Genomic DNA, 19,666 nt, shown 5'->3' with positions numbered 1-19,666 from the left:
CCAAATACGCGCCGCCCCCCGTGGACGCTTGCCTCACGGGTTTGCCCGCCCCTATGCACGGTACAATGCGCGCATCGTCGCACGCATCCGCCGCGACTGGGTGACATGAGTGTGAAATGAGCCGTTTTTCGTCGTTTTCAAGGCCGTTCGGGCCGCCGCGGCCGCAGCCGCTCGCCGAGGTCCTGAGCCGCACCGACGCGTTTGCCGCGCTGCGCGCCGGCGTCGAGCAGATTGCGGCTCTCGAGCGTGATCTGGCTCAAATGCTCCCCGATTATTTGGCGACGAGCGTCGAGCCCGGCTTCATCAAGGACGGCGTATTGACGCTTTTTGCCGCGCACAACGCGCTGGCTGCTCGCTTGCGCCATCTCGAGCCGAGCCTTCTTTCGGACCTGCAGCAGCGTGGCTGGGCCGTCAACACGCTGAAAGTGCGCGTGCGGCCGAAGCCGCTCGAGGAGCCGCCGCCCCTCAAGCAAGCGCGCATGACGCCGGCCGGCGCCGATGCGCTGCGCGAATTGAGCGAAACTCTCGCACCGTCTCCGCTGCAGGCTGCGCTAGCGAAGATGGCGGCGCGACATCAAAAGCCGCGCGGCGAAAAAAAATGAGCGGCCCTGTCGGGCCGCTCATTTTTTCGTCTTCAACCGCGCCGCCGGTCAGCCCGGCAACGCGCCATCCCGGGAATCAGGCAAACGCCGTCTGCGCTTCATAACCGAAGCCGCGCGGCGCGTGCTTCACGTCTTCGAACGTGACGAGCTCGTACGCATCCTCGTTCGCCAGCAACTCGCGCAGCAGCGCGTTGTTCAGGCCGTGACCCGACTTGTATGCCGTGTACGACGCCAGCAGCGGATGGCCGACCACGTACAAATCGCCAATGGCGTCGAGCATCTTGTGCTTCACGAACTCGTCGTCGTAGCGCAGGCCGTCGTTGTTCAGGATGCGGTACTCGTCGAGCACGATCGCGTTGTCCATGCTGCCGCCGCGCGCCAGTCCCAGCTCGCGCATCATCTCGACTTCGTGCGCGAAGCCGAACGTGCGCGCGCGCGCGATGTCGCGCACATACGAGGTGTGCGCGAAGTCGACTTCCAGCGCCTGGCCGGTCTTGTCGACAGCCGGATGACGGAAATCGATCGTGAACTTGAGCTTGAAACCGAAATACGGGTCGAGTCGCGCGAACTTGTCGCCGTCGCGCACTTCGACCGGCTTCTTGACCTTGATGAACTTCTTCAGTGCGTTCTGCTCTTCGATGCCTGCCGACTGGATCAGGAACACGAACGAGGCCGCGCTGCCATCCATGATCGGGATTTCCTCGGCGGTCACGTCGACGTAGAGGTTATCGATGCCGAGGCCGGCGCAAGCCGACATCAGGTGCTCGACCGTCGAAACTCGCGCGCCGTCCTTCTGCAACACCGAAGCAAGACGCGTGTCGCCGATCGACATGGCCGATGCCGGAATGTCGACGGGAACCGGCAAATCGACGCGCGAGAACACGATGCCCGTGTTCTCGGGAGCGGGGCGAAGCGTCAGGTCGACCTTGCGGCCCGAATGCAGGCCGATACCAACGGTCTTGACGATCGATTTGATGGTGCGTTGCTTCAGCATGGTGTGTTCTGTTCGATTGAAAATCCTAATCAGGATTTTTTAGTCCATAGCTCGGATTATACTCCATTCACTCCGCTGCAGTGCGCAATGGACGTTTCAAGTTGTTTCCCTGAATTACCCGCGCAAGAATGCGGAGCGGGCCGACGCCCGGAATGGAGGCATTTCCGGTGTCGGCCCGTGTTACGGCCTGTCATAAAAGTCAGACAAAGCGTTGCCCTGCGGCAACGCTCGGCGGCTTCATGACGGGCTCAGCGTGGCAAGGATGCTGGCCGCATCGCTGACTTCGAACTTGCCGGGCGCCTCGACGAACAGCGCCTTGACCACGCCGTCGTCGATCACCATCGCGTAGCGCTGGGAACGGATTCCCATGCCGCGCGCCGACAAATCCTGCTCCAGACCGAGCGCCCGAGTGAAAGCTGCGCTTCCGTCCGCCATCATGCGCACCTTGCCCGCGGTGTGCTGATCGCGTCCCCAAGCGCCCATCACGAATGCGTCGTTGACGGACACGCACCAGATTTCGTCGATGCCGGCCGCAAAAAAGCGCTCGGCATGCTCGACGTAGCCCGGGACGTGCTTGGCCGAACACGTCGGCGTGAACGCGCCCGGCAATCCGAAGATCACCACGCGCCTGCCCGCCGTCAGTGCCTGCACCGCAAAGCCGTTCGGCCCGAGGGTGCAGCCCTCGCGAGCGTCTTCGACGAACTCGAAGAGCGTCGCGTCAGGCAGCTTGTCGCCCACTTGAATCATGCTCGATCCTTCACATCGATGCGGCCATCGACCGGCTCGCTCGTTGCCACACGTGTTAACGTGCTGCTCATAACCGCGCATTATTGCGCGTTTTCCCGCATTGCGCTTATGGCGTCGTCAGGTTATCGGCGACAGTCCAGCTACCCGCCGGGCGTTTGCGCCGCGGGCACCTGTCCGGGCCGCCCGTCCCCGCGGGACGCGGCCTCTTTCGCCGTTGCCTGCCGCGCGCCGCGCCCGGAGCTTTGCTCAGCGCTCGAAAGCCGCGCCGCGACGAAGACCCGAGCCTCGCGCGCTCAGTCCGCCTGCTTGCGCAGGAACGCCGGGATGTCGTACGTGTCGACGCCCTTTTCCTGCAGCGCCTGCACGTGCGATGCCGCCGTTTCGCGCGAGTTGCGCCACACAGCCGGCGTGTCGAGCGCACCGTAGTCTGCGGTGTGCACGTTCGCCGGCGCGTAGCTGTGCTGCACGGCGCTGATCGGCTGGTTGTCGGTGCCGGTGCGCAGGAGCGTCATCGGCGCCGATTGCTGCTTCTTCGCCGCGCGGCCGAGGCCGGTTGCGACGACCGTCACGCGCAGCGCATCGCCCATCGCATCGTCGTACACCGCGCCGAAGATCACCGTCGCGTCTTCCGCCGCGTAGCTCTTGATCGTGTTCATCACTTCGCGCGTTTCCGACAGACGCAGCGAACGGCTCGACGTGATGTTGACCAGCACGCCGCGCGCGCCCGACAGGTCGACGCCTTCGAGCAGCGGGCTCGCCACGGCCTGTTCCGCAGCGAGACGCGCGCGATCGACGCCGGCCACCGTCGCCGTGCCCATCATCGCCTTGCCCTGCTCGCCCATCACCGTCTTCACGTCTTCGAAGTCCACGTTCACGAGACCGTCGACATTGATGATTTCAGCGATGCCTGCGACCGCGTTGTTGAGAACGTCGTCCGCGCACTGGAAGCACTTGTCCATCTCGGCGTCATCGCCCATCACCTCGAACAGCTTGTCGTTCAGAACGACGATCAGCGAGTCGACGTGATCCTCCAGTTGCTGCGAACCTGCTTCCGCCACGCGCATCCGCTTGCCGCCTTCGAACTCGAACGGCTTGCTGACGACGCCGACGGTCAGGATGCCCATCTCTTTCGCGATCTGCGCGACGACCGGCGCCGCACCCGTGCCGGTGCCGCCGCCCATGCCCGCGGTGATGAACACCATGTGCGCGCCGAGCAGGGCGTCGGCGATGCGCTCACGCGCTTCTTCCGCTGCCGCGCGGCCCATTTCCGGCTTGGCGCCTGCGCCGAGACCGGTGTTGCCGAGCTGAATCACGTTCGACGCGCGCGAGCGCGACAGCGCCTGGGCGTCCGTGTTCATCACGATGAAATCGACGCCTTGCACGCCTCGGTTGATCATGTGCTGCACGGCATTGCCGCCAGCGCCGCCAACGCCCACCACCTTGATGATGGTGCCGTTGGTTTCCGTTTCCAGCATCTGGAATTCCATGTTGCCTCCGTCAAGAAAAAAGTCTTGCTCGGCCGTTATTCGGCAAAGGAGCGGGCACTCCCTTGTCGCGCGCCAGCCGCCGGCACCGGCGCGAATTTCGAGAACCGTTTAGAAATTGCCCAGGAACCAGTCCTTCATCCGCACGAAGACCTGGCCCATCGAACCCGACTGCACCGCGACCTTGCGGCCGCGCATCCGTTGCGAGCGTCCTTCGACGAGCAGACCCATCGCCGTCGAGTAGCGCGGATTGCGCACCACGTCCGCGAGGCCGCCCGCGTATTCCGGCACGCCGATGCGCACCGGCTTCAGGAAAATGTCTTCGCCGAGCTCGACCATGCCCGGCATCATCGACGCGCCGCCCGTCAGCACCACGCCCGAGCTCAAAAGCTCTTCGTAGCCCGACTCGCGCACCACCTGCTGCACGAGCGAGAACAGCTCCTCGACGCGCGGCTCCACCACCGCCGCCAGCGCCTGCCGCGACAGCGTGCGCGGACCGCGCTCGCCCAGCCCCGGCACTTCGATCATCTCGTCCGGATCGGCGAGCGCCTGCTTGGCGATGCCGTAGCTCACCTTGATGTCCTCGGCGTCCGGCGTCGGCGTGCGCAGCGCCATGGCGATGTCGCTCGTGATCTGGTCGCCCGCGATCGGAATCACCGCCGTGTGGCGGATCGCGCCTTCGCTGAAGATCGCGATGTCGGTCGTGCCGCCGCCGATGTCGACGAGCACCACGCCGAGTTCCTTTTCGTCCTCCGTCAGCACCGCCAGCGACGACGCGAGCGGCTGCAGGATCAGGTCGTTCACCTCGAGCCCGCAGCGGCGCACGCACTTGACGATGTTCTGCGCCGCGCTCACCGCGCCCGTCACGATGTGCACCTTCACCTCGAGCCGGATGCCGCTCATGCCGATCGGCTCGCGCACGTCTTCCTGGCCGTCGATGATGAATTCCTGCGTGAGGATGTGCAGCACCTGCTGATCGGTCGGGATGTTGATCGCCTTCGCGGTTTCGATCACGCGCGCGACATCCGTCTGCGTCACTTCCTTGTCCTTGATCGCCACCATCCCGCTCGAATTGAAGCTGCGGATGTGGCTGCCGGCGATCCCCGTGAACACGTTCGTGATCTTGCAGTCGGCCATCAGCTCGGCCTCTTCGAGGGCGCGCTGGATTGATTGCACAGTGGCCTCGATGTTGACCACCACGCCTTTCTTGAGCCCCTTCGACTCGCTCTGGCCGAGGCCGATCACCTCGTAATGGCCTTCGCCCTTCAACTCGGCGACGACGGCCACCACCTTCGCCGTCCCGATGTCGAGGGCAACCAGCAGGTCCTTATAGTCTTTGCTCATAGCGTGCTCATTGCGTGTGATGTCCTGTTGCCTTTAGTGCGTCAATGGCTTCTTGCCCTTGTCCGTATCGCTGATGAAGCGCATCCCCGCCGCGCGAATCGCAAACCCGTTCGGATAACGCAGGTCGGCGTATTCGATGTCCTTGCCCCAGCGCTGCGTCACGGCCGCCCAGGCCGACATCAGCCGCCGGGTGCGGTCGGCGAGCGTCTGAGGGTTGCGCTCCCGTCCGTATTCGATTTCCGTGCCGTTCGAGAGCTTCACCGTCCACGCGTAGCGCGGCGACAGCATCACCTCTTCTGGCGTCGCGTTGAGCGGCGCAAACCACTTCTTGAAGTCCTGATAGCGCGCGACGACTTCCTTGGCCGTGCCGTCCGGGCCGTCGAAGGCGGGCAGTTCCTCGTCCAGCTCGCCCTGGTTCGCCGTGAACAACTCGCCGTCGACGCTCACCAGTTGATCCGCGCCCCACGTTCCAAGCGGTTTGTACTCCTCGAGCGTGACAGCCAGCGCATTCGGCCAAACCCGGCGCACGCTCGCGCGGCGCACCCACGGCATCTGCTCGAACTGCTGGCGGGCGGCGTCGAGATCGACGGTGAAGAAATTGCCCTTCAGGTGTCCGACGACGCTCGTGCGCACCGTCGGCGAGTTGATGTGCTCGGTGTCGCCGTCGATGCTGATTTCGCGCAGCGCGAAGTTCGGGCGCTGGATCAGCCAGATGCCGCCCGCCGCCAGCAGCACGAGCGCCAGCAACGCGTACAGCGCGTTGGCGGCGAGGTTGAGCTGGCGAGCGTTGTTCCACATGGCGTTGCTTCGATCCCTATTGCTTGTTGCGTCAGTTCTTCAAGGTCAGCGCCAGCACGGCGACGACCAGTTCCTGGTAGCTGATGCCGACCGCGCGCGCCGCCTTCGGCGGCAGCGAGTGGTCCGTCATGCCCGGCGCCGTGTTCACTTCGAGGAAGTACGGGTTGCCGTTCGCGTCGAGCATGAAGTCGGCGCGGCCCCAGTCGGTGCAGCCGATCACGTCGAACGCGCGGCGCGACAGCGCCTTCAGGCGCGCTTCCTCCGCCGGAGAAACGCCGCACGGAATCAGGTACTGCGTGTCGTTGGCGATGTACTTCGCGTGGTAGTCGTAGAACTCCCCCGCCGGGACGATGCGGATCAGCGGCAAGTCGAGCTCGCCCGCGATGCACGCCGTGTACTCGCCGCCGCCCTCGATGCTCTTCTCGACGACGATGATCTTGTCGAACTTGGCGGCTTCTTCGAGCGCGGCGGGCAGCGCGTCTGCGCTCTTCACCTTGATGACCGCGACGCTCGAGCCTTCGCAGGCCGGCTTCACGAAGAGCGGCAGGCCGAGCTTCGCGACGATGTCCGCGGCGCGCGCCGCGTAGTCGTCGCCGCGCAGCACGGCTTCGAACGGCGGCGTCGGTACGCCCATCTGCTGCCACACGAGCTTGGTGCGAAACTTGTCGAGCCCGAGTGCCGAGCCGAGCACGCCGCTGCCCGTGTACTCGATGCCGTAGAAGTCGAGTGCGCCCTGGATCTGGCCGTTCTCGCCGTAGCCGCCATGCAGCGCGTTGAACGCGCGCGCGAAGCCTTCGTCCTTCAAGGACGACAGAGGCCGCTCGGACGGATCGAACGGATGCGCGTCGACACCCGCATCGCGCAGCCCTTGCAGCACGAGCCGGCCGGAATTGAGCGACACCTCGCGCTCGGCGGACACCCCGCCGAGCAGCACTGCGACCTTGCCAAAGAGTTTCGGATCGATACCGCTCATGTCACACCTTCGCTTGTTGCACGCTCATTGCGCGCTTGATTGCGCCAGCCGGCCGGGCACGCCGCCGATCGAACCCGCACCCATCGTGATCACCACATCGCCGTCGCGCACCACCGTCGACAGCGCCTCCGGCACCTCCTCGACCGTCTCGACGAACACGGGCTCGACCTTGCCCGCCACGCGGATCGCGCGCGCGAGCGCGCGGCCGTCGGCGGCGACGATCGGCGCCTCGCCGGCGGCGTAGACCTCGGTCAGCACCAGCGCGTCGACAGTCGAGAGCACCTTGGCGAAATCCTCGAAGCAGTCGCGCGTGCGCGTGAAGCGGTGCGGCTGGAACGCCAGCACCAGGCGCTGATCGGGGAACGCGCCGCGCGCGGCCGCGATCGTCGCCGCCATCTCGACCGGGTGATGACCGTAGTCGTCGATCAGCGTGTACTTGCCGCCACCCGCCGCGGCGACTTCGCCGTAGCGCTGGAAGCGCCGGCCGACGCCGTTGAATTCCGCGAGCGCCCGCTGGATATCGGCATCCGAGACCTCGAGTTCAGTCGCGATCGCAATCGCCGCGAGCGCGTTCTGCACGTTGTGCGTGCCCGGCATGTTCAGGACGATGTCGAGCGGCGCCGCGTCTTCGCGCATCGCCGTGAAGTGCATCCGGCTCTCGTGCGCGGTCACGTTGACGGCGCGCACCTGCGCGTCGGGCGCGAAGCCGTAGCGGATGATCGGCTTCGAGACAAACGGCAGGATCTCGCGCACGTTCGGATCGTCGACGCACAGCACGGCGATCCCGTAGAACGGCAGCCGGTGTGTGAACTCGATGAACGCCTGCTTGAGCCGCGCGAAGTCGTGGCCGTAGGTGTCCATGTGATCGGCGTCGATGTTCGTGATGACTTCGATCACCGGGAACAGGTTCAGGAACGACGCGTCCGACTCGTCCGCCTCGGCGACGATGAAGTCGCCCGTGCCGAGCCGCGCATTCGCGCCCGCGCTGATGAGGCGCCCGCCGATCACGAAGGTCGGGTCGAGCCCGCCCGCGGCGAGCACGCTCGCCACGAGCGAGGTCGTCGTGGTCTTGCCGTGCGTGCCGGCGATCGCGATGCCCTGCTTCAGGCGCATCAATTCCGCGAGCATCACCGCGCGCGGCACGATCGGAATGCGGCGGTGGCGCGCGGCGAGCACCTCCGGGTTGTCGCTGCGCACGGCCGTCGAGACGACCACGGCGTCCGCGCCTTCGATGTTCGCGGCGTCATGGCCGACCACGACGCGCGCGCCGAGCTTCGTCAGGCGGTCGGTGACACCGTTGTTCGTGAGATCGGAGCCGCTCACGTGGTAGCCGAGATTGACGAGCACTTCGGCGATGCCGCTCATGCCCGCGCCGCCGATCCCGACAAAGTGGATATGTTTGACGATGTGTTTCATTTCGTTCCTTCCTGGCGCGCAAGCGCCACAGCCGCGCAGACCTGCGCGACACGATCGGTGGCATCGGGTTTCGCGAGCGAGCGCGCGCGCCCGGCCATGTCCGCGAGCGTCGCGCGCGACTGGCTGCGCAGCCAGTCGGCGAGCTTTTCCGCCGACAAGTCGCGCTGCTGCACCAGCACCGCCCCGCCCTGCTCCGACAGGAATTGGGCGTTCGTCGTCTGGTGATCGTCGACCGCGTATGGAAACGGCACGAACAGCGCCGCCACCCCGACCGCCGCGATCTCCGCGACCGTCATCGCGCCCGAGCGGCAGACCACGAGATCGGCGGACTCGTAGGCCTTCGCCATGTCGTCGATGAACGGCACGAGCTGCAAATCGTCGCCCGGCTGCAAACCCGCTGCTTCGTAATTCGCGCGCAATGCGTCGATGTGCTTCGCGCCCGCCTGATGCACGATGCGCGGACGCTCTTGCGGCGCCAGCTGCGCGAGCGCGCGGGGCACGACTTCATTGAGCGCCGCCGCGCCGAGACTGCCGCCGACGACGAGCACGTTCAACGGACCGCTGCGCGCCGCGTAGCGCTCTTTGGGTGCCAAAATGCGCGCAAGTTCCTCGCGAATCGGATTGCCGGTCCATTCGGCGTCCGGCAAGGCGTTCGGGAAGGCGACGAGCACGCGGCGCGCGAGCTTCGCGAGCACTTTGTTCGCGAGGCCCGCGATCGAATTCTGTTCGTGCAGCACGAGAGGACGGCCGGAAAGCGCGGTCATCACGCCCGCCGGGAACGTGATGTAGCCGCCCATGCCGAGCACGACGTCGGGCTTCACGCGCTTGAGCGCCTGGCGGCTTTCGAGGCACGCGCGCAGCAGGTTCAACGGTAAGGCAAGCTTGGTGCGCAAGCCTTTGCCGCGCAGTCCGCCGAAGCGCACGAATTCCATCGGAATGCCGTGCTTCGGCACAAGCGACGCCTCCATGCCGGCCGGATTGCCCAGCCACACGACGCGCCAGCCCCAACCGCGCATCCGATGCGCGACCGCGAGCCCCGGGAACACGTGTCCTCCGGTGCCGCCGGCCATCACCATCAGTGTGCGCTGCGGGGTCGAGCTCATACCTTCCCCCCACGCATCAGCACACGATTTTCGTAGTCCACACGCATCAAAACAGCGAGCGCGACGCAATTCAGCAAAATGCCCGAGCCGCCGTAGCTCACGAGCGGCAGCGTCAGGCCCTTGGTCGGCAGAAGGCCGAGGTTCACGCCCATGTTGATGAAGGTCTGCGCGCCGAACCACAAGCCGACGCCCTTCGCCATGAGGCCGGCGAACGTACGGTCGAGCGCGAGCGCCTGGCGGCCGATCTCGAACGAGCGGCGCACGATCCAGTAGAACAGCAGGATCACGACCATCACGCCGACGAAGCCCAGCTCCTCGCCGATCACCGCGAGAATGAAGTCGGTATGCGCTTCCGGCAGGTAGTTGAGCTTTTCGACGCTGCCGCCGAGCCCCACGCCGAACCACTCGCCACGGCCGAACGCGATCAGCGAGTGCGTCAGCTGATAGGCCTTGCCCTGCGCGTAGCGGTCGTCCCACGGATCGAGGTAGGCGAAGATCCGCTCACGCCGCCACGGCGACGCCCAGACGAGAATCGTGAAGGTGCCGACCGCCGTCGCAACCAGACCGCCGAACAGCTTGCCGTTCACGCCGCCGAGGAACAGCACGCCCATCGCGATCGCGGCGATCACCATGAACGCGCCCATGTCGGGCTCGAGCAGCAGCAGCGCGCCGACCACGCCGACCGCGAACGCCATCGGCAGGAAGCCCTTCGCGAAGCTGTGCATGTACTCCTGCTTGCGCACCGTGTAGTTCGCCGCGTAGATGGTCACCGCGAGCTTCATGATTTCCGACGGCTGCATGTTCGTGATGCCGAGCGGAATCCAGCGGCGCGCGCCGTTCACGCCCTTGCCGATGTGCGGGATCAGCACGATCACGAGGCCCAGCAGCGCGAGCAGGAAAAGCTTGGGCGCGTACTTGTCCCACACGGACACGGGAATCTTGAACGTGACGATCGCCGCGATCACGCCGACCGCGAGCGAGGCGATATGGCGCACGAGGAACGCGTAGTCGTGATAGGCCGCGTACTTCGGCGAATCCGGCATGGCGATCGACGCCGAGTACACCATCACGACGCCGAGCCCGAGCAGCGCGATCACGACCCACAGCAGCGAGTGATCGTAGTCGAGCATCCGCGAGCGCATCGGACGCATGCCGCTGACCGCGCTCGCGAGGCCGCTGCCCGATGTGTGCGCGCCCTCGGCCGCCTTGCCGACTGCACCGCGCTGCCCTGAAAGGCGCGAGCCGAAGCGTTCGGACCAGCTCATAGCATCGTCCCCCGTTCTGCGGCAATGTCCTCGACCGCGCTCTTGAACACCGCCGCGCGATGCGCATAGCCCTTGAACATGTCGAAGCTCGCACAGGCCGGCGACAGCAGCACGGCGTCGCCCGGTTCGGCGAGCTGGGCCGCCGCGCGCGTCGCGGCTTCCAGCGTGGCGTGGTCGGCGAGCGTCACGCCGGCGCCGGTGAGCGCCTCGCGAATGTGCGGCGCGTCGCGGCCGATCAGCATCACCGCGCGGCACCAGCGCGCCACCGGCGCTTCCAGCGGCGCGAAGTCCTGGCCTTTGCCGTCGCCGCCCGCGATCAGGATCACGCGCTGCGCGAGGCCGTCGAGCGCGGCGACGGTCGCGCCGACGTTCGTGCCCTTGCTGTCGTCGACATAATCGACGCCATCGAGCGAAGCAATCAGCTCCACGCGATGCGGCTCGCCGCGGTACTCGCGCAGCCCATGCAGAAGCGGCGCGGCGGGCAGGCCGATCGCGCGCGCGAGCGCGAACGCGGCGAGCGCGTTGGCGGCGTTGTGCAAGCCGCGGATGCGCAGCGCGTCGGACGGCATCAGGCGCTTCATCGTCAGCTCGCGCGGGCCGGTTGCTTCACGCTTGCGGCGGCGGGTCGACGCAGGCTCTTCGACGGGGTCGCGATCGTGCGCCTCGACGAGCCAGGTCATGCCGTTCTCGCGCAGCAAGCCGTAGTCGCCTTCATGCACCGGCTCGTTCAAGCCGAACGTCACCACCTGCGCTGCGCTGTCGTCCGAGGGCGCCTGCTTCGCTGTATCAGCCGCGGGCGCGAGCGCCATCACGCGCGCGTCGTCGCGATTGAGCACGCGCACTGTCTGCGGCCCGAAGATGCGGCCCTTGGCGGCCGCATAGGCATCGAGCCCGCCATGCCAGTCGAGGTGGTCCTGCGTGATGTTCAGCACGACGGCCGCATCCGGTGCGAACGTATGCGCCGTTTCGAGCTGGAAGCTCGACAGCTCGAGCACCCAGACATCGGGCAGCGCGGTGTTGTCGATTGCTTCGGTGAGCTTGTCGAGCGCGGCCGGGCTGATGTTGCCCGCCACCGCCACCTTCTTGCCCGCGCGCTCGCACAGCAGGCCGGTGAGGCTCGTCGTCGTGGTCTTGCCGTTCGTGCCGGTGATCGCGATCACCTTCGGCGCGTAGCCGCTTTCGCCGAGCTTCTTCAGCGCCTGTGCGAAGAACTCGAGCTCGCCCCACACCGGAATGCCGCGCTCGCGCGCGCTTGCGATGAGGGGGCGCAGGTCGTCGGCGAGCGGCGAGAGGCCCGGGCTGATCGCGACGAGCTCGATCCCGCCGTCGAGCAGCGCGGGCGAAAACGTGCCGCCGATGAACTCGGCGTCGATCCGGTGCGCCTCGAGCGCGGAGAGGTTCGGCGGCGTCTCGCGCGTATCGGCAATGCGCAGCCGGCACCCGTGCCGCGCGCACCAGCGCGCCATCGCGAGGCCGGATTCGCCGAGCCCCAGCACGAGCACCATCGGACTTTGCCGATCGACAAACATCTCGCCAAACATCGCTTGCTTTCCTTTACCGCAGCTTGAGGGTGGACAGGCCGAACAGGCACAGCATCAAGGTGATGATCCAGAAACGCACGACCACCTGCGTCTCCTTCCAGCCGGACAACTCGAAATGGTGGTGCAGCGGCGCCATCTTGAAGATGCGCCTGCCTTCGCCATAGCGGCGCTTGGTGTACTTGAACCAGGTGACCTGCAGCATCACCGAGACCGTCTCCGCGACGAAGATTCCGCCCATGATGAAGAGCACGATCTCCTGGCGCACGATCACAGCGATGGTGCCGAGCGCGCCGCCGAGCGCCAGCGCGCCGACGTCGCCCATGAAGACCTGCGCAGGGTGCGTGTTGTACCAGAGAAAAGCGAGGCCGGCGCCGCCCATCGCCGAGCAGAAGATCATGAGCTCGCCCGCGCCCGCGATGTGCGGAAACAGCAGGTATTTCGAGTAAATCGAGCTGCCCATCACGTACGCGAACACGCCGAGCGACCCGCCGACGAGCACCACGGGCATGATGACGAGGCCGTCGAGGCCGTCGGTCAGGTTGACCGCGTTGCTCGCGCCGACGATCACGAAATAGGTGAGCGCGATGAAGCCCCAGACGCCGAGCGGATAGCTGATCGACTTGAGGAACGGCAGCATCAGGTCGGCGTGCGGCGGCAGGCCCATCGAGAACCCGCTCTTCACCCAGTCCATGAAGAGGTCGAACACGCGCACGTTGCTCGCCTCGGACACGCTGAACGCGAGATAAACCGCCGCGAAGATGCCGATCACCGACTGCCAGAAATACTTCTCGCGCGAAGACATGCCGCGCGGATCCTTATAGACGACCTTGCGATAGTCGTCGACCCAGCCGATCACGCCGAAGCCGAACGTGACGAGCATCACGATCCAGATGAAGCGGTTCGTGAGATCGGCCCACAGGAGCGTCGAGATGGCGATGCCGATCAGGATCAGCACGCCGCCCATCGTCGGCGTGCCGGATTTGACGAGGTGCGTCTGCGGGCCGTCCTTGCGCACGGCCTGGCCGACCTTCATCGCGGTCAGCTTGCGGATCACCCACGGGCCGAGGACGAGCCCAATGATGAGCGCGGTGATGCTCGCCGCGACCGCGCGAAACGTCAGGTAACTGAATACGCGCAAGAAGCTTGCGTCATTCTGCAGCCATTGCGCCAGTACCAATAGCATTGCCGGGTCCTTCTCTTTCAGTGTGCGCCGGGCGCTGCGCCCGGTGCGGCAGGTTGCAATTGCGAAGCGGTAACCGCTTCCACGACGCGCTCCATCTTCATGAAGCGCGAGCCTTTGACGAGCAGCGTCGCGCCTGCGCCGAAGCCCGCTTGCAGCAGGTGCGCGACGAGCGCGGAGACGTCGTCGAAATGGTGCGCGGCTTGGGACGCGCTCGCGCCGCCGGTGCCAACGCTGAACGCCGCGCAGGCGTCGCGCGAGGCGTCGCCCAACGCGTAGAGCGCGTGGATGCCGCGCTCGCGCGCGTAGGCGCCGACTTCGCGATGAAACTCCGGCCCATGGTCGCCTACTTCACCCATGTCGCCCATCACGAGCACGCGCGGCGCGGCTTGTGCCGCCAGCACGTCGATCGCGGCGCGCATCGAATCGGGGTTCGCGTTATAGGTGTCGTCGATGACGGTGGCGCCCGCGAGCGCGCCGAGCGCCGCGCGCTTCACCTGCAGACGCCCTTTCACCGGCTCGAACGCTTCGAGACCGCGCTTGATCGCCTCGAGCGGCACGCCGGACGCGACCGCCGCCGCCGTCGCCGCGAGCGCGTTGCGCGCGTTGTGCTCGCCGAGCACTTGCAGCGTCGCTTCGAACGCGCCGTCGGGCGTCGCGACGCGCAAACGGTTGCCTTCGAGCTCGCCCGTTACCGCCGCGGGCGTTTGACGGTCCTCCGCGTGCAGCGCGAAATCTACGATGCGGTTACCCGTCGCGGCAATACGCCAAATAGCCGCGTAGGCGTCCTCGGCAGGAAACACCGCGACGCCCGCAGGCCCGAGCGCGTGGATCACGCTCGCATGCTCGAGCGCCACCGCCTCGACGGTCGCCATGAATTCCTGATGCTCGCGCTGCGCATTGTTCACGAGCGCAACGGTCGGCTCGGCGATCTTCGCGAGCACGGCGGTTTCGCCGGGATGGTTCATCCCAAGCTCGACGACGGCAAGCTTGTGTGCCTCGCTCAGGCGGAACAGCGTGAGCGGCAGGCCGATCTCGTTGTTGAAATTGCCGGCGGTCGCAAGACGCGCCTCCATGCCGGCCGCTGCGGCGAAGATCGACGAGATCATTTCCTTGACCGTCGTCTTGCCGTTGCTGCCCGTCACGGCGACGAGCGGAATCGCAAAGCGCCGGCGCCACGCGCGCGCCAGGGCGCCGAGCGCGACGCGCGTATCGTCGACGCGCAGCGCCGGCACCCGCCATTCGCCGGGGCTGCGCGACACCAGCGCTGCGCTCACGCCTCGCGCGGCGACGTCGGGCAGGAAGTCGTGCGCATCGAAGCGCTCGCCCTTCAGCGCGACGAACAGGTCGCCGGGACCGGCCGCGCGGCTGTCGGTGGAAATGCGCTCGAAGGTCGTCGCGCCGTCGCCGAGCACGGTCGCGCCGGGAATCGCCAAAGCCGCTTCGTTCAGGGAAAACATCGTCATTCGCCGCCTCCACGAGTGTGCGTCGCCCGCGCGGCCAGCGCGAGACGAGCGTGGTCCTGATCGGAGAAGGCGCGCTTCTTGCCCATGATTTCCTGCGTCGCTTCGTGCCCTTTGCCCGCGAGCACGACCACGTCCTCGCGCGCCGCGCTGCGCACGGCCTGGAGGATCGCGCTCGCGCGGTCTTCGATGCGGCGCGCCTTGCCCGCATCTTTCATGCCGGAGGCGATCTGGTCGATGATCTTCTGCGGGTCCTCGCTGCGCGGGTTGTCGCTCGTCACGACGACCGTATCGGCCAGCCGCTCCGCGATCGCCCCCATCAGCGGACGCTTCGTCGCGTCGCGATCGCCGCCGCAGCCGAACATGCAGACGAGCTGGCCGCCGCGCGCCTCGGCCATCGGGCGCAGCGCGTCGAGCGTTTTCTCGAGCGCGTCGGGCGTATGCGCGTAGTCGATCACGACGAGCGGCTCGTCGTTCTGCAAGCGCCCGCCGAGCCGCTGCATGCGGCCGTTCACGGGCTCGAGCTTCGACAGCTCGGCAAGCGCCATCGCGAACGGCACGTCGGCGGCGAGCAGCGCGCCGAGCACGCCAAGCAGGTTGCTGACGTTGAACGCGCCGAGCGTCGCGACTTCGACGTCGGCCTCGCCCCAGTCGGACGAAAGATGGAACGCGGTGCCGACAGGCGTCGCGCGGACGTGCGAGGCCAACAGCACTGCATCGGCCTGAGGAGCATCGGCAAGCGCCCCATCGATGCCGTAAGCGATCGTGCGAACCTTGCCGCGCGTTTGCGCGATCAGGCGCCGGCCCGCTTCGTCATCGCGGTTGATCACCGCGCAGCGCAGATCCGGCCAGTCGAAGAGACGCGCCTTCGCCGCCTCGTACGCCTCGAACGTGCCGTGATAGTCGAGATGATCCTGCGTGAGATTCGTGAACACGGCGATATCGAACGCCGTGCCGTTCACGCGCCCTTGATGCAGCGCGTGCGACGACACCTCCATCGCCACCGCCTGCGCGCCCGCGCCGCGAAGCTGCGCGAGGCTGCGTTGCAGTTGCGGCGCGTCGGGCGTCGTGAAGCCGGTATGGACGAGGTGCCCCGGCATGCCGCTGCCGAGCGTACCGATGATCGCGCACGGTTTTCCGGCGGCCGTGAGCGCCGCCGCAATCCATTGCGAGCAGGACGTCTTGCCGTTCGTGCCGGTCACGCCGACCACGAGCATCGCCTCGCTCGGTGAGCCATACCAGCCGCTCGCGATGGCTCCGGCCAGCTCGTTCAGCGCCGGAACGGCGAGCGCGGTCGCGGGATCCGCGATGCCGCCGTCGAAGCCTTCCGGCTGATACAGCACCGCGGCGGCGCCACGCTCGATCGCGCTGTCGATGAACGGACGGTTGTCAGCGCCATCGACGGCGTAGGCAAGAAACACGTCGCCGGCCGCCAGCGTACGTGTATCGCCGTGCAGGTTCGCACCGGGCGCAGCGTGCGCGCGCAGCCAGTCGAGCGCATCGGCGATCTGCTGGTGCGCCGGATGTTGACGGCGAGCAGCGCTCATCGGACGACTCCTGGGCGAATCTTGGCGTTATCGGATACGGTGATGTGCTTGACTCCGTCTTGCGGCGCGGCGGGCGTCTGTTTCGCGCCGCCATGAACCTCGACGGCCGTTTTCTGCGCGACGGCAACGGCGGACGATGCGCCGGCCGCCGGCGCCGCCTTGGCCGAATCGTCGGACACGACCAGCTGCTTGACGGGCATGTCGGGCGGCACGTTCAGCGAGCGCAGCGTGTCGCCGACGATGCCCGAGAACACCGGCCCCGATACCTGGCCGCCGAAGTGGCTGCCGGCCGTCGGCTCGTCGACAGAAACGGCGACGACGATGCGCGGATTCGGCATCGGCGCCATGCCGATGAACGACGCGCGGTACTTCGATTTGTCGTACCCATGCGCGCCGTGCTTGTAGGCGGTGCCGCTCTTGCCGCCGACGCGGTAGCCCGGCACCGCCGCATCCGGCGAGGTGCCCTGGGCCGACACGACCGATTCGAGCATCGTGCGGACTTCGCGGGCCGTGGTCGGCGAGAAGATTTGCGCGCCGGCCGCCGGCTGGTCGCCCGGCGTCTTGAAGATCGACACCGGCACGATCTGGCCGTCGTGCGCAATCGCAGTGTACGCGCGCGCGAGCTGGAACAGCGACGCCGAAAGGCCGTAACCGTACGACATCGTCGCCTGCTCGATGCGCCGCCAGCTCTTCCACGGACGCAGACGCCCCGGCGCCGCACCGGGGAAGCCGACCTTCGGCGCCTGGCCGAGGCCGATGCTCGTATACATATTCCACATCTCTTCCGGCCTGAGCGTCATCGCGATCTTGGTCGCGCCGATGTTGCTCGATTTCTGGATCACGCCGCCGACCGTCAGCACGCCGAACCCGCTGTCGTCGGTGATCGTCGCGCCGTCGAGCGTGAAATGCCCGTTGCCGGTGTCGACGAGCGTATTCGGCGACACGCGGTGCAAATCGAGCGCGAGCGACACCGTAAGCGGCTTCATGATCGAGCCCGGCTCGAACACATCGGTCAGCATCCGGTTGCGCAACTGCTCGCCGGTCAGGTGCGAGCGATCGTTCGGGTTATAGGTCGGATAGTTGACGAGCGCGAGCACTTCGCCGGTCCTCACGTCGATCACCATCGCCGCGCCGGCCTTCGCCTTGAACTTCTCGACGGCCGCCTTCAGGTTGGCGTACGCAATGTATTGGATCTTGCTGTCGATCGACAGATCGACATCCGCGCCGTTGTGCGGCACGACCTGCTCGTCGACGTCCTCGATGACGCGGCCCATCCGGTCCTTGATCACGTGGCGGATGCCCGGCGTGCCCACCAGGACTTTCTGGTCGCCGAGCTCGACGCCTTCCTGGCCCTCGTCCTCGACGTTCGTGAAGCCGATCAGGTGCGCCGTGATCTCGCCTTCCGGATAGAAGCGCTTGTACTCGTCGCGCTGATAGATGCCCGGGATATCGAGCGCCGTGACCTTGTCGGCGACGTCGACCGGCACCTGCCGCTTGATGTAGACGAATGTCTTGTCGCCGGAGAGCTTCGCGCGCAGCTCCGTTTGCGACATGTCGAGCAGCTTCGAGAGCTGGGCGAGCTTGCCCGCGCCGAGATCGTCCGGCACCGATTCGGGAATCGCCCAGATCGCGCGCACCGGCAGGCTGGTCGCAAGCACGAGCCCGTTGCGATCGAGGATCTTGCCGCGCGTGGCCGGCATTTCGATCGTGCGCTGATAGCGGCTCTCACCTTGCTTCAGATAAAACGAGTTGCCCGGCCCCTGAATCCAGAACGCGCGCCCGGCCAGCGCCACGAACGCCATGAAAAGCAGGAACACGACGAGCTTCGAGCGCCACATCGGCAGGCGCACCGACAGCACCGGACTCGACGAGAACGTCACGCTCTTGCGGTTCGGCGACTTTTTCATCGCATGCCTCCGCGGCGCGATGCGCCCGGCGCCGATGCGGGCGCGGAGGTCGGCACCGGCGCATCCTCGGCCACCGCTTCACCGCGCGCGAGCGTCAGGTACTGCGTGCGGCCGGTCGTGACCGTCTGCATCTTCAGGGAATCGGTGGCGACCTGCTCGATGCGCGAAGTCTTCGACAGCGCGCTCTGCTGATATTGAAGCTGTGCGTAGTCCTGCTGGAGCTGGCGCTCCTGCGCCTGCGCCCGCTGCAGCTCAATGAAGATCCGGCGCTGCTGGTTCGTCGCGTTGACGACCGACAGCGCACAGCCCAGGGCGACGATCAACAGGAAGATATTGAGGCGGCTCATGGCGCGACGCGCTCCGCGACGCGCATCACCGCCGAGCGGGCGCGGGGGTTGGCCTCGACTTCGGCGTCGCTTGCGAACACGCGGCCGAGCACCTTGAGCGGCGGGCTGGGCAGATCGACGGCGCGGATCGGCAGGCGGCGATCGACCGCGGGCGCACTCGCGTGCGCCTGCATGAATCGCTTGACGATTCTGTCCTCGAGCGAATGAAAGCTGATGACCACCAGCCGCCCCCCTTGCTCCAACAACGACAATGCAGCCTCTAGTACGACTTGCAGCTCCGCAAGCTCTTGATTGACGTGAATCCGTATAGCCTGAAAGGTGCGGGTTGCCGGGTCCTTACCCTTCTCACGTGTTTTGACGGCGTTAGCCACGATTTGGGCAAGCTCCCCCGTGGTGACGAGAGGCCCAAGACGGTCGGACTCTGCCCGGCGAGCAACAAGCGCCTTTGCAATCTGAACAGCAAACCGTTCTTCCCCATAATCTCGTATCACCTCCGTCAGTTCCTGCTGCGTTGCCCGTGCGAGCCAGTCGGCAGCGGACTCGCCGCGCGTCGGGTCCATCCGCATGTCGAGGGGTCCATCGGCGCGAAAACTGAAGCCCCGCGCCGGGTCGTCGATTTGCGGCGACGACACGCCCAGATCCAGCAACACCCCCGACACCCGCCCTACCCCGCGCGCCGCGACTTCGCGGGACAGCGCGGCAAAACTCTCGTGCACGATCTCAAAGCGCTTGTCTTCGATTTCCTGCGCCGTGGCGATCGCCTGCGGGTCCTTGTCGAACGCGAGCAACCGGCCCGCCTCGCCCAACCTCGCCAACACCGCCCGGCTGTGCCCGCCGCGCCCAAACGTTCCGTCCACGTAGACGCCGTCCGGCCGCGTGATGAGCGCATTTACCGCTTCTTCCAGCAGCACCGTGCGATGCCGCAATTCGTTTCCCATCGCAGGCGTCCTATCTG

General features: G+C 66.6%; 17 protein-coding genes. 1 reads left to right on the top strand and 16 read right to left on the bottom strand.

Annotated elements, in window-relative coordinates; genetic code table 11:
- Positions 1–116: 116 nt before the first annotated feature.
- Positions 117–602 carry a DciA family protein gene (locus tag FAZ69_RS06020; protein WP_136893039.1) on the top strand — a complete coding sequence of 162 codons (486 nt, stop codon included), beginning with the start codon at positions 117–119 and terminating at the stop codon, positions 600–602.
- Positions 603–678: 76 nt separating this feature from the next.
- Here FAZ69_RS06020 and lpxC read toward each other — a convergent pair whose 3' ends face one another.
- The 16 genes from lpxC to rsmH all read right to left on the bottom strand — a co-directional run bounded on the left by lpxC (position 679) and on the right by rsmH (position 19,649).
- Positions 679–1,596, bottom strand: a complete 918-nt coding sequence (lpxC, locus tag FAZ69_RS06015; protein ID WP_136893038.1) for a UDP-3-O-acyl-N-acetylglucosamine deacetylase — start codon at positions 1,594–1,596, stop codon at positions 679–681.
- A 237-nt stretch (positions 1,597–1,833) separates the two neighbouring features.
- Positions 1,834–2,343, bottom strand: coding sequence for a peroxiredoxin (locus tag FAZ69_RS06010; protein WP_136893037.1), 510 nt, complete (start codon positions 2,341–2,343; stop codon positions 1,834–1,836).
- A 293-nt stretch (positions 2,344–2,636) separates the two neighbouring features.
- Positions 2,637–3,830: a cell division protein FtsZ gene (gene ftsZ / locus FAZ69_RS06005; protein WP_136893036.1), complete on the bottom strand. Its 1,194-nt coding sequence runs from the start codon at positions 3,828–3,830 to the stop codon at positions 2,637–2,639.
- 108 nt (positions 3,831–3,938) lie between these two features.
- Positions 3,939–5,171 (bottom strand): cell division protein FtsA, encoded by a 1,233-nt coding sequence (ftsA, locus tag FAZ69_RS05995; protein WP_136893035.1) that lies wholly within the window; start codon positions 5,169–5,171, stop codon positions 3,939–3,941.
- Positions 5,172–5,204: 33 nt separating this feature from the next.
- The gene (locus tag FAZ69_RS05990) at positions 5,205–5,969 is read right to left on the bottom strand and encodes a cell division protein FtsQ/DivIB (protein ID WP_136893034.1); all 765 of its coding nucleotides are present in this window, start codon (positions 5,967–5,969) and stop codon (positions 5,205–5,207) included.
- Positions 5,970–6,000: 31 nt separating this feature from the next.
- Positions 6,001–6,942 carry a D-alanine--D-alanine ligase gene (locus FAZ69_RS05985; RefSeq protein WP_136893033.1) on the bottom strand — a complete coding sequence of 314 codons (942 nt, stop codon included), beginning with the start codon at positions 6,940–6,942 and terminating at the stop codon, positions 6,001–6,003.
- 24 nt (positions 6,943–6,966) lie between these two features.
- Positions 6,967–8,358 carry a UDP-N-acetylmuramate--L-alanine ligase gene (gene murC / locus FAZ69_RS05980; RefSeq protein WP_136893032.1) on the bottom strand — a complete coding sequence of 464 codons (1,392 nt, stop codon included), beginning with the start codon at positions 8,356–8,358 and terminating at the stop codon, positions 6,967–6,969.
- Positions 8,355–9,461 (bottom strand): undecaprenyldiphospho-muramoylpentapeptide beta-N-acetylglucosaminyltransferase, encoded by a 1,107-nt coding sequence (gene murG / locus FAZ69_RS05975; protein ID WP_136893031.1) that lies wholly within the window; start codon positions 9,459–9,461, stop codon positions 8,355–8,357. Before murG ends, murC begins: the two co-directional genes overlap by 4 nt.
- Complete coding sequence (ftsW, locus tag FAZ69_RS05970) at positions 9,458–10,726, bottom strand: putative lipid II flippase FtsW (protein WP_136893030.1); 1,269 nt, start codon at positions 10,724–10,726, stop codon at positions 9,458–9,460. The genes murG and ftsW overlap by 4 nt, the downstream gene beginning before the upstream one ends.
- Positions 10,723–12,267: a UDP-N-acetylmuramoyl-L-alanine--D-glutamate ligase gene (gene murD, locus FAZ69_RS05965; protein ID WP_169708569.1), complete on the bottom strand. Its 1,545-nt coding sequence runs from the start codon at positions 12,265–12,267 to the stop codon at positions 10,723–10,725. Before murD ends, ftsW begins: the two co-directional genes overlap by 4 nt.
- A 13-nt stretch (positions 12,268–12,280) precedes the next feature.
- Positions 12,281–13,450, bottom strand: a complete 1,170-nt coding sequence (mraY, locus tag FAZ69_RS05960) for a phospho-N-acetylmuramoyl-pentapeptide-transferase (RefSeq protein ID WP_136893029.1) — start codon at positions 13,448–13,450, stop codon at positions 12,281–12,283.
- 17 nt (positions 13,451–13,467) lie between these two features.
- The gene (locus FAZ69_RS05955) at positions 13,468–14,913 is read right to left on the bottom strand and encodes a UDP-N-acetylmuramoyl-tripeptide--D-alanyl-D-alanine ligase (protein ID WP_136893028.1); all 1,446 of its coding nucleotides are present in this window, start codon (positions 14,911–14,913) and stop codon (positions 13,468–13,470) included.
- Positions 14,910–16,457, bottom strand: a complete 1,548-nt coding sequence (locus FAZ69_RS05950; RefSeq protein ID WP_136893027.1) for a UDP-N-acetylmuramoyl-L-alanyl-D-glutamate--2,6-diaminopimelate ligase — start codon at positions 16,455–16,457, stop codon at positions 14,910–14,912. The genes FAZ69_RS05955 and FAZ69_RS05950 overlap by 4 nt, the downstream gene beginning before the upstream one ends.
- Positions 16,454–18,364 (bottom strand): peptidoglycan D,D-transpeptidase FtsI family protein, encoded by a 1,911-nt coding sequence (locus FAZ69_RS05945; protein ID WP_136893026.1) that lies wholly within the window; start codon positions 18,362–18,364, stop codon positions 16,454–16,456. The genes FAZ69_RS05950 and FAZ69_RS05945 overlap by 4 nt, the downstream gene beginning before the upstream one ends.
- Positions 18,361–18,711 (bottom strand): cell division protein FtsL, encoded by a 351-nt coding sequence (gene ftsL / locus FAZ69_RS05940; protein WP_136893025.1) that lies wholly within the window; start codon positions 18,709–18,711, stop codon positions 18,361–18,363. The genes FAZ69_RS05945 and ftsL overlap by 4 nt, the downstream gene beginning before the upstream one ends.
- Positions 18,708–19,649: a 16S rRNA (cytosine(1402)-N(4))-methyltransferase RsmH gene (rsmH, locus tag FAZ69_RS05935; protein WP_136893024.1), complete on the bottom strand. Its 942-nt coding sequence runs from the start codon at positions 19,647–19,649 to the stop codon at positions 18,708–18,710. The genes ftsL and rsmH overlap by 4 nt, the downstream gene beginning before the upstream one ends.
- Positions 19,650–19,666 lie beyond the last annotated feature (17 nt).

It is taken from the genome of Trinickia terrae, from assembly GCF_005144415.1.
In the GTDB taxonomy this organism is placed as follows: domain Bacteria; phylum Pseudomonadota; class Gammaproteobacteria; order Burkholderiales; family Burkholderiaceae; genus Trinickia_A; species Trinickia_A terrae.
Note: the sequence above shows the minus strand (reverse complement) of the source record. Positions and strands in the feature narration are given on the sequence as shown.

Coding starts and splice junctions, on each gene's coding strand:
- FAZ69_RS05955 (WP_136893028.1), bottom strand. CDS start 14,913: ATGACGATGTTTTCCCTGAACGAAGCGGCTTTGGCGATTCCCGGCGCG.
- FAZ69_RS05945 (WP_136893026.1), bottom strand. CDS start 18,364: ATGAAAAAGTCGCCGAACCGCAAGAGCGTGACGTTCTCGTCGAGTCCG.
- lpxC (WP_136893038.1), bottom strand. CDS start 1,596: ATGCTGAAGCAACGCACCATCAAATCGATCGTCAAGACCGTTGGTATC.
- mraY (WP_136893029.1), bottom strand. CDS start 13,450: ATGCTATTGGTACTGGCGCAATGGCTGCAGAATGACGCAAGCTTCTTG.
- rsmH (WP_136893024.1), bottom strand. CDS start 19,649: ATGGGAAACGAATTGCGGCATCGCACGGTGCTGCTGGAAGAAGCGGTA.
- FAZ69_RS05950 (WP_136893027.1), bottom strand. CDS start 16,457: ATGAGCGCTGCTCGCCGTCAACATCCGGCGCACCAGCAGATCGCCGAT.
- murC (WP_136893032.1), bottom strand. CDS start 8,358: ATGAAACACATCGTCAAACATATCCACTTTGTCGGGATCGGCGGCGCG.
- ftsZ (WP_136893036.1), bottom strand. CDS start 3,830: ATGGAATTCCAGATGCTGGAAACGGAAACCAACGGCACCATCATCAAG.
- FAZ69_RS05985 (WP_136893033.1), bottom strand. CDS start 6,942: ATGAGCGGTATCGATCCGAAACTCTTTGGCAAGGTCGCAGTGCTGCTC.
- ftsA (WP_136893035.1), bottom strand. CDS start 5,171: ATGAGCAAAGACTATAAGGACCTGCTGGTTGCCCTCGACATCGGGACG.
- ftsW (WP_136893030.1), bottom strand. CDS start 10,726: ATGAGCTGGTCCGAACGCTTCGGCTCGCGCCTTTCAGGGCAGCGCGGT.
- FAZ69_RS06010 (WP_136893037.1), bottom strand. CDS start 2,343: ATGATTCAAGTGGGCGACAAGCTGCCTGACGCGACGCTCTTCGAGTTC.
- FAZ69_RS05990 (WP_136893034.1), bottom strand. CDS start 5,969: ATGTGGAACAACGCTCGCCAGCTCAACCTCGCCGCCAACGCGCTGTAC.
- murG (WP_136893031.1), bottom strand. CDS start 9,461: ATGAGCTCGACCCCGCAGCGCACACTGATGGTGATGGCCGGCGGCACC.
- FAZ69_RS06020 (WP_136893039.1), top strand. CDS start 117: ATGAGCCGTTTTTCGTCGTTTTCAAGGCCGTTCGGGCCGCCGCGGCCG.
- murD (WP_169708569.1), bottom strand. CDS start 12,267: ATGTTTGGCGAGATGTTTGTCGATCGGCAAAGTCCGATGGTGCTCGTG.
- ftsL (WP_136893025.1), bottom strand. CDS start 18,711: ATGAGCCGCCTCAATATCTTCCTGTTGATCGTCGCCCTGGGCTGTGCG.